The sequence below is a fragment of the Pontibacter sp. H249 genome (genome assembly GCF_037892465.1).
GTDB lineage: Bacteria > Bacteroidota > Bacteroidia > Cytophagales > Hymenobacteraceae > Pontibacter.
In genome coordinates this window covers 58,117-71,258 of record NZ_JBBKTR010000020.1, presented here as the reverse complement: position 1 = coordinate 71,258, position 13,142 = coordinate 58,117, and the positions used below count along the sequence as shown (strand labels likewise).

The 13,142-nt window shown below is 43.9% G+C and carries 12 protein-coding genes and 1 tRNA gene; 7 read left to right on the top strand and 6 right to left on the bottom strand.

Features of this window, described 5'->3' with window-relative positions; genetic code table 11:
- Nucleotides 1–462 precede the first annotated feature (462 nt).
- The 5 genes from WG943_RS19350 (at nucleotide 463) to WG943_RS19330 (ending at nucleotide 4,685) form a co-directional block, all read left to right on the top strand.
- A tRNA-Gln gene (locus tag WG943_RS19350) sits at nucleotides 463–535 on the top strand.
- 163 nt (nucleotides 536–698) lie between these two features.
- The gene (locus tag WG943_RS19345) at nucleotides 699–1,628 is read left to right on the top strand and encodes a ribose-phosphate pyrophosphokinase (RefSeq protein WP_340411501.1); all 930 of its coding nucleotides are present in this window, start codon (nucleotides 699–701) and stop codon (nucleotides 1,626–1,628) included.
- A gap of 198 nt (nucleotides 1,629–1,826) precedes the next feature.
- Nucleotides 1,827–2,411, top strand: a complete 585-nt coding sequence (locus WG943_RS19340; RefSeq protein ID WP_340411500.1) for a 50S ribosomal protein L25/general stress protein Ctc — start codon at nucleotides 1,827–1,829, stop codon at nucleotides 2,409–2,411.
- 306 nt (nucleotides 2,412–2,717) lie between these two features.
- Nucleotides 2,718–3,281, top strand: a complete 564-nt coding sequence (gene pth / locus WG943_RS19335) for an aminoacyl-tRNA hydrolase (RefSeq protein WP_340411545.1) — start codon at nucleotides 2,718–2,720, stop codon at nucleotides 3,279–3,281.
- A gap of 147 nt (nucleotides 3,282–3,428) precedes the next feature.
- A complete protein-coding gene (locus WG943_RS19330) occupies nucleotides 3,429–4,685 on the top strand; it encodes an MFS transporter (protein WP_340411499.1) in 1,257 nt (418 codons plus the stop codon).
- A 6-nt stretch (nucleotides 4,686–4,691) separates the two neighbouring features.
- On the opposite strand, the gene WG943_RS19325 is transcribed toward WG943_RS19330, so the two are convergent.
- The gene (locus WG943_RS19325; RefSeq protein WP_340411498.1) at nucleotides 4,692–5,879 is read right to left on the bottom strand and encodes a sensor histidine kinase; all 1,188 of its coding nucleotides are present in this window, start codon (nucleotides 5,877–5,879) and stop codon (nucleotides 4,692–4,694) included.
- A gap of 211 nt (nucleotides 5,880–6,090) precedes the next feature.
- The gene (gene metG, locus WG943_RS19320) at nucleotides 6,091–8,133 is read right to left on the bottom strand and encodes a methionine--tRNA ligase (RefSeq protein WP_340411497.1); all 2,043 of its coding nucleotides are present in this window, start codon (nucleotides 8,131–8,133) and stop codon (nucleotides 6,091–6,093) included.
- Between the two features lie 139 nt (nucleotides 8,134–8,272).
- Between metG and WG943_RS19315 the strand changes: the two genes are divergently transcribed.
- Nucleotides 8,273–8,497 (top strand): hypothetical protein, encoded by a 225-nt coding sequence (locus WG943_RS19315; protein ID WP_340411496.1) that lies wholly within the window; start codon nucleotides 8,273–8,275, stop codon nucleotides 8,495–8,497.
- 38 nt (nucleotides 8,498–8,535) lie between these two features.
- Here WG943_RS19315 and WG943_RS19310 read toward each other — a convergent pair whose 3' ends face one another.
- The 4 genes from WG943_RS19310 to msrB all read right to left on the bottom strand — a co-directional run bounded on the left by WG943_RS19310 (nucleotide 8,536) and on the right by msrB (nucleotide 10,908).
- Nucleotides 8,536–8,877: a hypothetical protein gene (locus WG943_RS19310; RefSeq protein WP_340411495.1), complete on the bottom strand. Its 342-nt coding sequence runs from the start codon at nucleotides 8,875–8,877 to the stop codon at nucleotides 8,536–8,538.
- 164 nt (nucleotides 8,878–9,041) lie between these two features.
- Nucleotides 9,042–9,305 (bottom strand): hypothetical protein, encoded by a 264-nt coding sequence (locus WG943_RS19305; RefSeq protein WP_340411494.1) that lies wholly within the window; start codon nucleotides 9,303–9,305, stop codon nucleotides 9,042–9,044.
- Between the two features lie 178 nt (nucleotides 9,306–9,483).
- The gene (locus WG943_RS19300) at nucleotides 9,484–10,266 is read right to left on the bottom strand and encodes a DUF3050 domain-containing protein (protein ID WP_340411493.1); all 783 of its coding nucleotides are present in this window, start codon (nucleotides 10,264–10,266) and stop codon (nucleotides 9,484–9,486) included.
- Between the two features lie 96 nt (nucleotides 10,267–10,362).
- On the bottom strand, nucleotides 10,363–10,908 hold the full coding sequence (msrB, locus tag WG943_RS19295) for a peptide-methionine (R)-S-oxide reductase MsrB (RefSeq protein ID WP_340411492.1): 546 nt from the start codon (nucleotides 10,906–10,908) through the stop codon (nucleotides 10,363–10,365).
- Between the two features lie 218 nt (nucleotides 10,909–11,126).
- On the opposite strand from msrB, the gene typA reads away from it, so the two are divergent.
- Nucleotides 11,127–12,938: a translational GTPase TypA gene (gene typA, locus WG943_RS19290; protein WP_340411490.1), complete on the top strand. Its 1,812-nt coding sequence runs from the start codon at nucleotides 11,127–11,129 to the stop codon at nucleotides 12,936–12,938.
- Nucleotides 12,939–13,142: the final 204 nt, after the last annotated feature.

Below are 13,142 nucleotides of genomic sequence, written 5' to 3'. Positions count from 1 at the left end.
TTCTATCATAGGCTGACTCAGCATACTAATTATATTAATAATTCATACTTGTTGTTGTGCAGATAGCCGTGAATCTTGCATAAAGGCGTTTGAGATAAACGAGATCATCAACTCAGCAACAAACAAATTACTTAATAGCTAATTTTTTATTTAATGATAGCCAGATGCGCGTGTAATTTTTGCAGTACAGGAAAAGTGAGCTAATATTTTCTAAACTCCCAAAAATAACCGAGTGAAATTCACATAATTAGGATACAAAACAGGGTATAACTCTTATCCTTAGAAAGCTATTGCTATTATGTTGCTCTACTCAAAAAACACTATGACACGGCCCTGAAGCAGATTTTATCCTAATATTTTATAAAAAAATTTGCAGCAATTGTTTGCAGTTTAAAATCGTCTCTCTATATTTGCATCACCAAACGACAATAGCACGCAAGTTCTTAAGTCTAGTAGGGAAATTGTCCGATGGTGTAACTGGCAACACGTCTGATTTTGGTTCAGAAGAGTCCAGGTTCGAGCCCTGGTCGGACAACTTAAGAAGAACAATCTGCGATAAGCGGGTTGTTCTTTTTTGCTTTTACACCAGATGTAAGTAATTTAAAATCAGGAATATCTACTACCTATATCAGGATTATTTGGTAGCTTTGCGGGCATAATAACTAAATCTAAACCCTCAATTAGCTTTTAGCACCATTATGCCACAAGTAAAAATATTCTCTGGTTCCGCATCTAAGTACCTAGCGGAGAAGATTGCAGCCGCATACGGCACTACCCTCGGCGACTTAAGCATTTCACGATTCAGCGATGGCGAGATAGGAGTGCACTTTAATGAGTCAGTTCGCGGCGCAGAGGTTTTCATTGTGCAGTCTACATTTCCGCCGGCAGACAACCTGATGGAACTGATGCTGTTAGTAGACGCGGCAAAGCGTGCTTCGGCTCATAAAGTAATTGTGGTGATGCCATACTACGGCTATGCCCGCCAAGACAGGAAAGACAAACCACGTGTATCGATTGGATCTAAAGTATTGGCAAACGCCATTCAGTCTGTTGGTGCCGACCGCCTGATGACCTGCGACCTTCATGCCGGCCAGATACAAGGCTTCTTCGACATTCCAGTGGATCATCTGGATGGTTCTGCCATTTTTGTGCCTTACCTGCGTAGCCTGAACCTAGGCTCTAACCTTATCTTTGCCTCACCAGACGTTGGCGGTGTTGTAAGAACTAGATCGTTTGCTAAGAACTTCGGAGCTGAAATGGTTGTTTGCGACAAACATCGTAAACGCGCTAATGAGATTGCCTCTATGCAGGTAATCGGTGATGTTGAAGGGATGGACGTTGTGTTGGTAGACGACATGGTAGATACAGCAGGCACAATTACAAAAGCAGCTGCACTGTTAAAGGAAAAAGGAGCTAAATCTGTTCGTGCTATTGCTACACACCCAGTGTTATCCGGCCCGGCTTATGAGCGCATAGAAGAGTCTGTACTTGAGGAGTTGGTTGTATCGGATACTATTCCGTTAAAGCAAGAGTGCTCTAAGATTAAAGTACTTTCCTTCTCCGACCTTTTTGCCAGAGCAATAAACAACGTAGTAACACACGAGTCAATCAGCTCGCTGTTTATTTAATTTAATTGCTGGTTGTCAATTGCCTTACTAATTAATTGAAAACCAGCAATTCATACATTCCTAAAGCAGGTCTGGAGATTGTTTTAAAGTTAATTGTCTCAATTGCTTGTACAACGCAAGAAAAAACAATCAACAATTTAACAATCAACAATTAAATCCATACCTTTGTGGCTTCAAAATTTTAACAAATTCATTTATATGAAAACTTTAGAGATTATAGGGTTTAAAAGAGCAAATCTCGGCAAAGCGCAAACAAAAGAATTGCGTAATGAGTCTTATGTACCAGGTGTACTTTATGGCGGTGCTGAGCAAGTTCACTTCTACGCACCAGCTATCCTGTTCAGAGACTTAGTTTATTCTCCAGAAGTATACGAAGTAGACTTGAATATCGAAGGTACGCACTACAGAGCAATCATGCAGGACGTACAGTTCCACCCGGTAAACGAAATGCTGCTGCACGTTGATTTCCTTCAGCTTCAGGAAGACAAGCCAGTAAAAATCGATATCCCGGTTAAAATGGTTGGTAACTCTCCAGGTGTTATGCTAGGTGGTAAGCTTGTTACTAAGCTACGTAAGCTTAAAGTAAAAGCACTTCCAGCTAACCTTCCAGATTATATCGAAGTTGATATCTCTGAGCTTGAGCTTGGTAAATCTATCAAAGTTAGCAAGATCAAAGGTGGTGACTACGAAATCTTAACTAACCCACTTGCACCAGTAGCTACAGTTACTATTCCTCGTGCTCTTAAGAGTGCACAGGCTGAAGAAGCTCGTGGAAAAAAATAAGCTGATACAGCTTTATACATCAAATCCTGTCCTGCCTAAAAGTGGGGCAGGATTTTTTGTTTAAGGTACAAGGCCTTTTTAAATTGGTGGTTGTTAATCGCTTTTAAAATTAAGTATCAGAAGCACCTGACATGATATGAATAACCTAATGTCAGCACTTAATAAGTATCTAGTTATTGCGCTAGATATACTCTGTAAAGGCAGTAACCAAACACAACAACTACATTGGGCAATCTAACAATAACTAAATTGAGACAATGGCTGGGCATGGCTCCTAAAGCTCCTGCCCTACCCGAAGATACAAGTATGAAATACCTTATTGTGGGCCTCGGAAACATTGGCCCAGAGTATGCAGAAACACGCCACAATATTGGCTTTATGGTGCTCGATTACCTTGCTAAAAAGTATGAAGCCAGTTTCGACTCAGGCCGCCATGCATTTGTTGCTGAAATCAAAACAAAGGGCAGAACTTACGTGCTGGTAAAACCCACCACTTACATGAACCTGAGCGGCAAAGCTGTAAGCCATTGGCTAAATTCTTTAAAATTGCCAGTAGAGCAAATGATGGTAATTACAGACGATATTGCCTTACCTTACGGTAAAATTCGCATTAGAACTAAAGGCAGTGCCGGCGGACACAATGGATTAAAGCACATTGAGCAAACGTTGGGGCATAACAATTACCCACGCCTGCGCTTCGGTGTTGGAGATACGTTTCATAAAGGCAAACAGGTAGATTATGTGCTAGGTAAGTTTAGTGAAGACGAGCAAATAGACCTGCAAGGCCTGATTGAGAAAACTGCTGACTCTATAATTGCCTTCGGCACCATAGGATTGGAGCGCACGATGAACCAGTATAATACAAAATAAGCATACTGCACCCGATACGGCATAAAAACTTATTTAATTGTAAATAAAGTACAAAGAGGCGCAAAAGTTTGCGCCTCTTTGTTTATAATGCAATCAGTAAAGTATACTTTTACCTTCTCGCAACCGCTTACCAATGCCCCAACACCTATGAAAAAAATATTACTGCTCTACGGCAATGCCTTTGGAGGCCTTTCTAAACCAGCCTGGATGCTCTCCCTGATCATGTTTATTAACAGAAGCGGGGCTATGGTAATACCATTTTTAGGGGTGTACCTGACGGAGGCATTAAACTGTACTTTAAAAGAGGCTGGCATTATACTTAGCATCTATGGCCTGGGTTCAGTTTGCGGCTCTTTCCTGGGTGGCTGGCTTACAGATAAAATCGGGCATTTTAAGGTGCAGTTTTTTAGCCTTACAGTTGGAGGCAGCTTATACTTTATGTTCCTTTTCCTGGAGCAGTTCACATATATGGCAGCGGCAGTCTTTATACTTAGCCTGATAAATGATATGCTTCGGCCAGCCAATGCCTCTTCGGTTGCCTCTTACGCCAAGCCAGAGAACGTTACCCGTGCCTTCTCCTTAAACCGTATGGCATTAAACCTAGGTTTTTCTGTTGGCCCTGCGCTGGGTGGTTTGTTAGCCGCTATCTCTTATAAGTGGTTATTTATTGCTGATGGCTTTACCTGCATCATGGCTGGCTTGTTCTTTTTTGCGTACTTCAGGAATAGGCAAGGCCATAAGCCAAAAAGAAAAGATGCCGCCGCAGTAGCCCAGACAAAAAAGGCGAAATCTCCCTACTCAGATAGCTTGTTTATACTTTTTGTGATACTGAACTGCGGTTTTGCCATTATTTTTTTCCAGCTGCTCTCTACGTTGCCATTATATTATCGGCAGGTATACATTTTACCCGAAGAGCGGATTGGAGTTTTACTTGCGCTTAACGGATTTATAGTTTTCCTATTCGAGATGATACTGGTGTACGTGCTCGGAGAAAATATCAAGAAGTCGTGGCTAATACCGGTAGGAGTTTTAATAATGGGCTTTTCTTTTGCGGTGTTGAACGTGGGAGAGCATGTAGTTCTGCTTTATATAGCTATGGCGCTTCTGAGTTTTTCGGAAATTTTGGTAATGCCTTTTATGGCAACTATTACCGTAGAACGCTCCAACGATAGTAACCGTGGCTCCTATATGGGCCTTTATACTATATCTTATGCAGCAGCACATGTAATTGCCCCCTACCTTGGCACCACGCTTGCCTCCAGGTATGGCTTCGACACCTTATGGTGGGCATTGGTGGCTTTTTCAGTAGTGGTTGCTGCTGCCTTATACTTTGTAGTTAAAAGAGTTGAGTTTCTGGCTTCTAAACCTACTGTTGCAGCCGGCGAACCTGTTATAATGAGTTAGTTTATACTATACAGGCCATGTAAAATAGAAAGTAGCCCCATTTCCTACTTCTGACTCTACCCAGATTTTGCCGCCTCTTTCCTCCACAATTTTCTTGACAGTGGCGAGGCCAATACCAGAGCCTTCTTTCCTGGAATCACGAACAAGACGCTCAAATAAAGTAAATATCTTCTGATGTGAGTCTGCTGGTATACCAGGGCCGTTGTCTTTTACATAAAACATGTAGCCACCTTGCTTGGCAACTGCGCCTGCTTCTATTTTACCCCGGCCTGTGTGGTGATATTTTATTGCATTGGTTAGTAGATTGGCAAATACCTGCTTTAGTAGCACCCGCTCAGTTTTTATAACCGGCATATCCTGGGCTATGGTGATCTCGAAATGCTCAGCTCCACGTAGTTCGCTTTTGATTTCTTGAAGTAAATCACCTGCGGCTACCTGTTCTTTAGGAAGGCTTTGTACTTGCATGCCTGCATACTCCAGCAAACCTGTCACTAAAGCGTCCATGGCATTTGCTCTTTCTTTTAAAAGTGCCACATTCCCAGCAACATTAGCCACATCACCAGTTGCCAGGTCTTCTTCTATCCATTCGGCAATAGCACTTATGTTGTGAATAGGCTCCCGAAGATCATGCGAGACCATATGCGTAAATCTGTCTAACTTATCGTTTACCAGCAGCAGTTGCTTTTTCTCATTCTCCAGTTGTTGCTTCTTTAGCCGCAGCTCAAACTGCACCATTACCTGTTTAGAGAGCGTTACCAGGGCCTTCTTCTGTTCTTTTGTAAGCTTTTTAGCTACCGCATCAATAACACATAAAGTACCTAACCGATGTCCGTTTTGAGTTATAAGTGGAGCTCCAGCATAAAATCTGATGTTAGGATCTTCTGTAACCAAGGGGTTCTCCCGAAATATTTCTGTCTGTTTGGCGTCAGGCACCTCGTATACATCTTCCTGCTTTATAGCATGATGGCAAAAAGAGATGGAGCGTGGCGTTTCAGAAACAGACAAACCTTTCTTTGACTTAAACCATTGCCGGTTATGAGTAAGAAGTGTTATTAGAGAGATAGGTGTATTACAAATAACAGAAGCTAGCTCGGTAATATCATCAAAATCTTTTTCTGCCTCAGTATCCAACATATGATACCCATATAAAGCTTTTAATCGTGCCTGCTCAACTTTTTCCTGAATTGATTGCATGTTCTATCAGCGTTCAACTAGTGATACAGTTTTGGTTTACTCCCTGCCCTGGCTCAATTTACTTTGATTAGTATAACCAGGACTCCTATAGTATACTTAATTAGAAAATAAACGTCGAATTAAAATTTAGTGTAATGCCATTAAACAAAATTGCCTCTCCTGCTTTTAACAGGAGAGGCAACTAATTTACTTTAAAGCAGACTCTATACTTTTAAGATACAGTGCCGCCATTCGTAATTTGTTTGCTTGGCTGTACAAAGGCTAATGAACCGTCTGCATTTTCTGCCATCAAGATCATTCCCTGGCTAGTGATGCCTTTGATATCACGCGGTGCAAGGTTTACAAGTATACTTACCTGCTGCCCGATGATCTCCTCCGGATTAAAAAACTCAGCAATGCCACTAACCACAGTACGTTGGTCAATGCCTGTGTCAATCTTCAGCTTCAGGAGCTTTTTCGTTTTAGCCACTTTCTCCGCTTCCAAAATAGTACCGATGCGGATATCCATTTTAGTAAACTCATCAAAAGAGATGTTCTCTTTTGCAGGCTCTACTACAGCGTTTGCCATTTCGTTAGCTTTTTTTGTGTCTAGTAATTTCTGCACCTGCGCTTCTACGGCAGCATCTTCTACCTTCTCAAACAGCAGCTCTGGTTTACCGATTACATGCCCTTCCTTCAGGAGATCAGCGGCACCAGCGTCTGACCAACTGTTACCTAAGGCCATGTTAAGCATGTCGCGCAGCTTATCAGCAGATGTAGGCAGGAACGGCTCCATGAGTATAGCCAGGCTACCAGATATCTGCAGCGCTATGTTCATGATAGTTTTTACACGCTCCTCGTCTGTCTTGATTAGCTTCCAAGGCTCTGTATCGGCCAGGTACTTGTTACCCAGGCGTGCCAGGTTCATCAGTTCACTAAGTGCATCCCTGAAGCGGTAGCGCTCGATGTAAGTTGCAATTACCATTGGCATACCCTCCAGCACGCCTAGCACCTCTTTATCATAATCGGTTAACTCACCACGGGTTGGTACAGCACCTTCGTAGTATTTCTGGGTAAGCACCACCGCGCGGTTAATAAAGTTGCCAAGTATGGCCAGTAGTTCGTTGTTGTTGCGGGCCTGGTAATCTTTCCAGGTAAAGTCGTTGTCTTTTGTTTCTGGGGCGTTAGCGCACAAAGTATAACGCAACACGTCGCCTTTGCCCGGGAAGTCCTGCAGGAACTCGTGCAGCCATACTGCCCAGTTACGTGAGGTAGAAATTTTGTCGCCCTCCAAATTCAGAAACTCGTTTGCAGGCACATTGTCCGGAAGTATAAAATCACCATGCGCTTTTAGCATACTCGGGAAGATGATGCAGTGGAACACGATGTTATCCTTACCGATAAAGTGCACCAGCTTCGTGTCTTCGTCTTTCCAGTACTTCTCCCAATCATCTGTAAGCGCTTTGGTGGCCGAGATGTAACCTATTGGCGCATCGAACCATACGTACAGCACTTTGCCTTCTGCACCTTCAACAGGCACCGGCACACCCCAGTCCAGATCGCGGGTTACGGCGCGTGGCTGCAGGCCCTGGTCTATCCACGATTTGCATTGCCCATATACATTCGATTTCCAGTCGCTTTTATGGCCCTCTACAATCCACTCGCGCAGCCATGGTTCATACTCGTTAAGCGGCAAGTACCAGTGCTTTGTTTCGCGCATTACCGGTACGGCTCCGCTTAGTGTACTTTTAGGGTTGATCAGATCAGTGGCGTTAAGGGAGGTACCACAGCTTTCGCACTGATCGCCGTAGGCATTCTCGTTGCCGCACTTAGGGCAGGTGCCCACAATGTAGCGGTCGGCCAGGAATTGCTGCGCCTTCTCATCATAGTACTGCTGCGTTGTCTGCTCTATAAACTTGCCATCCTCGTACAGCTTTTTAAAAAATTCAGAGGCCGTTTCGTGGTGTATCTTCGAAGAAGTGCGGTCATATACATCAAACGATACCTTAAAGTCTTCGAAGGATTCTTTGATTAGTTCATGATACTTATCCACGGCTTGTTGTGGCGTTATACCTTCTTTCTTGGCACGAATAGTAATCGGCACCCCATGCTCATCAGATCCGCAGATAAACTTTACGTCGCGGCCCTGCAGGCGCAGGTAGCGCACATAGATATCGGCTGGCAGGTATACCCCAGCCAGGTGACCGATGTGAACAGGTCCGTTGGCGTAAGGCAAAGCAGCCGTAACAGTATAGCGTTTTGGTGTAGTGGTCATGTTTTGTCTTAAAAATACAAATATACAAATACAGCTCGATTGCACCGCACCTGACAGGTAAATGGCAAAATCAGCACTCTTGCCCGACTTAGGCTAATTTTTCTCGTAAGACAGAGCATCACCTTACCTATACTTTGAGATGAAGAATAAAGATAACTTTAGAACTACAAAACACGACGGAGATAAGCTTGGCGAAAGCGAAAACCACAAAGAGATTGCCAAAAACCCTGCACCCAAAGAAGCAGACCGTGAATCTATGAACACACCCAAGGAAAATGAAGTGTACGTGGACTTGGAGCCGGATGAACTGCATTTAGGTGATGAGCAACCTGAAGAAGTGAAAGAGAAGAAAGAAAAGAAGTAAACAAAAATCCCTGCCGCAATTATGAGGCAGGGATTTTACTATTGCTCAATGCGAATAGGCCTTACAACTGGCCTTATCGGCCAATAAATAGTATGCCGTGTAGAGTCAATAGGTGAGAAAGGCAGCATCCGCGGCCTTAGCGCATTTGGCGTCATTCCTGGTTCATTCCTGTCAAACTCTTCAATATTACGTTTACGGTTAATTTCGCTGGCTTGCTCATTCATGCGTACCCGTACGTCTGTGTTCAATCCTGCTTTATAGCTTACTCTTTGCTGGGTTACTACCCCTGGCGGCAAGTTCTCCTGCCCCTCCGAAAGCGAGGTGCAACCAGCCATACTTAACCAAAGTAAGCCAATTATATAAGTTATGCTTGTCTTCATATCATTAGGTATCATACTTAAAGTTTATTCACTTTGCCTCTGGCCTATAAGTATATACGTAGTATAACAGGAGTTAAATGAAAGTATAACCGCTAAAACAGCAGAGGCGACAAGTATAAATCACCTGCCGCCTCTGCCCTAGTTTACTATTAAATCAGGATGCTCTACTGATTGTTATAAAGATTTGCAGCCCCTACTTGTGTCAGCATTAATCCATCGGGGGCAGGGTTTACAAAACCAGTTTTTGTCAGGTGCTGCTCTGCTTCCTTCTGCACATCCTTGTAATGCGGGTAGTGCTCCTGCAGGTAGGGGTACATTTCCTGGTATTGCAGAATTTCACCCTCTTGTATGTTCTTGGATTTGAAGGCATCCATGATGCACTGCGCCGTGTTCTCTATATTATCAGCTTCGGAATGTAGTTCTACCATCTTTCTATACTTTTATGTTAGTAAGAAGTAGTACGGGAGGCTTTTATTAATTGTTGGTTGGCAATTGTTGCTTTGACCTCGACATGAAAAAGTATAAACTAGCTAAGCCTGCCTGCTAAGTGCCACTACAGCCAATTTACATGTGCCTCCTCAACAATCCATAATCAGCAACCAACAATCAAATTGCTTCTGTTGGTAAAATATTCCGGATTCCGTCCCATAGTGCGATACGCTGCTCAATGCAAGCAATTGACACATCAAGAGCCTCCTGCCATTTCTCATCGTCGTCACCGCAAAGTTCACTAACCATTTGCAGAGCCAGAGGCGTATGCACTTCCTCATCAAGTTGTACATGGCGATCCAGGTAGTACATAAAAGTATCCAATTTACCCGGGAAGCGTTCGTTTAAGTCGGCAATCAGATTACGAAACATGTCTGGGATAAGGTCTTCTCTGCCAAAGGTAAAAGCAGCTGCCAGCGCATGTGTTTTGCCAGAGTTGATGATGCTGAACGTATTTCTTACAAAAAATTTAACAGAGGCATCAACAAGCACATGATCAAGGGCTCCGTTTACGCTCATCCCGCCAGTTATACTTTCGAGCAAAGAGTTTATTTGTGCTCTATCGGCCCCACATTCATCCATAGCACGGATGTACAGTTCAAAATGACTTACTGGGTTACCCTGCTGGTCAACGTCTGTCTCCTCTTCCAGCACAATCTCGTTTATCAGGCGGCGTGTAACAGGACTTCCTTTAGGCATCCAAGGTAATTCTACACTTGTCAGGTCGCGCTGCAGGCCTTTTAGTAAACTCATAAAATCCCATACCGCAAATACATGGTGCTGCATAAACAGCTTCAGATCGTCAAGCGTCTCCAGCGACTGGTAAATGTTGTGCTTCAGTAATTTTTTACGATGGCCGCGTAGCGCATGCTGCAACGCCTCAATGCGAAGGTTATTCATAAAATCGTGTATGGGTTACGATAAAAAAGGTTGCCGCACTGCATATAGCGCAGTACGGCAACCGCAAAAGTATAACAGCAGAAGCTATGAACCGGTTTATTTTTTTTCGAAAATAAGGGCAGCAGAATTAAGGCAATAACGCAGGCCGGTGGGCTCTGGTCCATCTGGAAAAACATGCCCGATATGAGAGCCACATCTGGCACACTCCACCTCTGTTCGTACCATGCCCATAGTTCTGTCTTGTACCTCTTTTACACGTTTTTTATCTACTGGCGCATAGAAGCTGGGCCAGCCGGTGCCGGATTCGAACTTAGTTTCTGAACTAAACATAGGATTACGGCAGGCCGCACAGTAGTAAAGGCCACTCTGTTTGTTATCGTTATACTTGTTGTCAAAAGGTTTTTCAGTGCCCTCTTCACGCAATACATAATATTGCTCGGGTGTCAGGACCTTACGCCACTCCGCTTCCGTTTTCACAACCGTATCTTGTAACGATTCTCTGTTAAGGGCCTCCTGCACATAAGCTGGCAGAGGAGCATCGCCTGCGGCGGCAGTAGTATATTCTGTGCCTGTAGTGTTTTCCTGCTGGGTGCAAGCAGTAATGCTTACCATTACTGTTGCTATAAAATAAATTGCTTTCATACTTATACTTACGGTTACACTTTGCAACCGGCTTTTGCTTAAATAAAAATTCCTAAGTACTTAGGAAACAAACTACAACCCATTTGTGTTTGCCCTTTTAACCTGCCATAATTCTTGGCGTGTAAATAAAATAATAGTAACATAACCTGTTTATTTCGAGCGATCTAGTGAAAATCTAATCCCTTTTTCGTACTTTTGCGGCTCGAAAAACCAATTCAATGCAGAACATTCGTAATATCGCGATTATCGCACACGTAGACCACGGCAAGACAACGCTCGTGGACAAGATCATTCACGCTTCAAAGCTTTTTGCTGATCACCAGCAGTTTGACGACCTTATTCTGGACAACAACGACCTGGAGCGCGAGCGCGGTATCACGATCGTTTCCAAAAACGTATCTGTTCGTTATAAAGACGTTAAGATCAACATCATAGACACTCCTGGTCACGCCGACTTCGGTGGTGAGGTAGAGCGTGTACTAAAGATGGCTGATGGTGTACTACTGCTTGTAGACGCTTTTGAAGGTGCCATGCCACAGACACGTTTCGTACTGGGCAAAGCCATTCAGCTTGGCCTGAAGCCAATTGTAGTGGTAAACAAAGTAGACAAAGAGAACTGCCGCCCAGACGAGGTACACGAGCAGGTTTTCGACCTGATGTTTAACCTGGACGCTACAGAAGACCAGTTGGACTTCACTACGCTATACGGTTCTTCTAAGCAGGGCTGGATGAGCACCGACTGGACTCAGCCAACGGACAACATCACGCCTCTTTTGGATGCTATCATTGATGTGATTCCTGCTGCTCCTTACCGAGAAGGTACGCCGCAAATGCAGATCACGTCGCTTGACTATTCTTCTTTCGTGGGTCGTATTGCGATCGGTCGCGTTCATCGTGGTACACTTAAAGAAGGTATGCCAATCGCACTTTGCAAAGCAGACGGCACTATCAAGAAAGGTCGTATTAAAGAACTTCAGGTGTTTGAAGGTCTTGGCAAGAAAACAGTTCAGGAAGTATCAGCCGGCGAAATTTGCGCTGTAACTGGTATTGAAGGTTTTGACATTGGTGATACCATCGCTGATGCAGAGAACCCAGAGCCACTTACCCGTATCTCTATCGACGAGCCAACGATGAACATGTTGTTCACGATCAACAACTCTCCTTTCTTCGGTAAAGAGGGCAAGTTCGTAACATCACGTCACCTTAGAGATCGTCTGTTTAAAGAAACTGAGAAAAACCTGGCCCTGCGCGTACAGGAAACTGACCGTGAGGATACTTTCTTAGTATTTGGTCGTGGTATCCTGCACTTGTCTGTACTTATCGAGACCATGCGCCGCGAAGGCTATGAGTTACAGGTAGGTCAGCCACAGGTAATTTATAAAGAAATTGACGGCCAGCGCCACGAGCCAATCGAGCACCTGGTAGTTGATGTTCCGGAAGAAACAGCTGGTAAAGTTATTGAGCTTGTAACGCAGCGTAAAGGTGAGCTTACAATTATGGAGCCTAAGGGAGACCTGCAGCACCTGGAGTTCAACATCCCTGCACGTGGCCTTATCGGTCTGCGTAATAACGTTCTTACTGCAACAGCTGGTGAGGCGATCATGAACCACCGTTTCCAGAGCTACGAGCCATACAAAGGTGCTATCCCTGGACGTAACAACGGTTCTATCATCTCTATGGAGACTGGTCCTGGTACTGCATATTCTATCGATAAGCTGCAGGATAGAGGTGTGTTCTTCGTTGATCCGGGTATAGATGTATACATGGGTCAGGTAATCGGTGAGCACAACCGCCAGAATGATATTACAGTGAATATCCAGAAAGGCAAGAAGCTAACAAACATGCGTGCTTCCGGTTCTGATGATAACACCAAGATCGCTCCTGCTAAAAACTTCTCGCTGGAAGAAGCCATGGAATACATCCAAAAGGATGAGTACCTGGAGGTAACGCCTAAGAGCCTGCGTATGCGCAAGATCTACTTAGACGAGAATGAGCGTAACCGTATGCGTAATAAAGAAGAAGTAGCGTAAGCTATACTTTAGCATATTAAAAGCCCCAACCGGTTAATTCTGGTTGGGGCTTTTTGTTTATAATTAAGATGGCCTATACCATTTGATATCGTCTGAGCCCTCTTCCTAATAGTACAATGTGGTTGCCTTATGCTTATCCAAACAGCAGCCTTACCCTTCACTTTATACTTTTCGCTAAAGAGCAAAAGAATCAGATGATTACAA

Bases quoted from the DNA above. Each gene is read 5' to 3' on its own strand.
- WG943_RS19345 (WP_340411501.1), top strand. From the start codon at position 699: ATGCCACAAGTAAAAATATTCTCTGGTTCCGCATCTAAGTACCTAGCG.
- WG943_RS19340 (WP_340411500.1), top strand. From the start codon at position 1,827: ATGAAAACTTTAGAGATTATAGGGTTTAAAAGAGCAAATCTCGGCAAA.
- pth (WP_340411545.1), top strand. From the start codon at position 2,718: ATGAAATACCTTATTGTGGGCCTCGGAAACATTGGCCCAGAGTATGCA.
- WG943_RS19330 (WP_340411499.1), top strand. From the start codon at position 3,429: ATGAAAAAAATATTACTGCTCTACGGCAATGCCTTTGGAGGCCTTTCT.
- WG943_RS19325 (WP_340411498.1), bottom strand. From the start codon at position 5,879: ATGCAATCAATTCAGGAAAAAGTTGAGCAGGCACGATTAAAAGCTTTA.
- metG (WP_340411497.1), bottom strand. From the start codon at position 8,133: ATGACCACTACACCAAAACGCTATACTGTTACGGCTGCTTTGCCTTAC.
- WG943_RS19315 (WP_340411496.1), top strand. From the start codon at position 8,273: ATGAAGAATAAAGATAACTTTAGAACTACAAAACACGACGGAGATAAG.
- WG943_RS19310 (WP_340411495.1), bottom strand. From the start codon at position 8,877: ATGAAGACAAGCATAACTTATATAATTGGCTTACTTTGGTTAAGTATG.
- WG943_RS19305 (WP_340411494.1), bottom strand. From the start codon at position 9,305: ATGGTAGAACTACATTCCGAAGCTGATAATATAGAGAACACGGCGCAG.
- WG943_RS19300 (WP_340411493.1), bottom strand. From the start codon at position 10,266: ATGAATAACCTTCGCATTGAGGCGTTGCAGCATGCGCTACGCGGCCAT.
- msrB (WP_340411492.1), bottom strand. From the start codon at position 10,908: ATGAAAGCAATTTATTTTATAGCAACAGTAATGGTAAGCATTACTGCT.
- typA (WP_340411490.1), top strand. From the start codon at position 11,127: ATGCAGAACATTCGTAATATCGCGATTATCGCACACGTAGACCACGGC.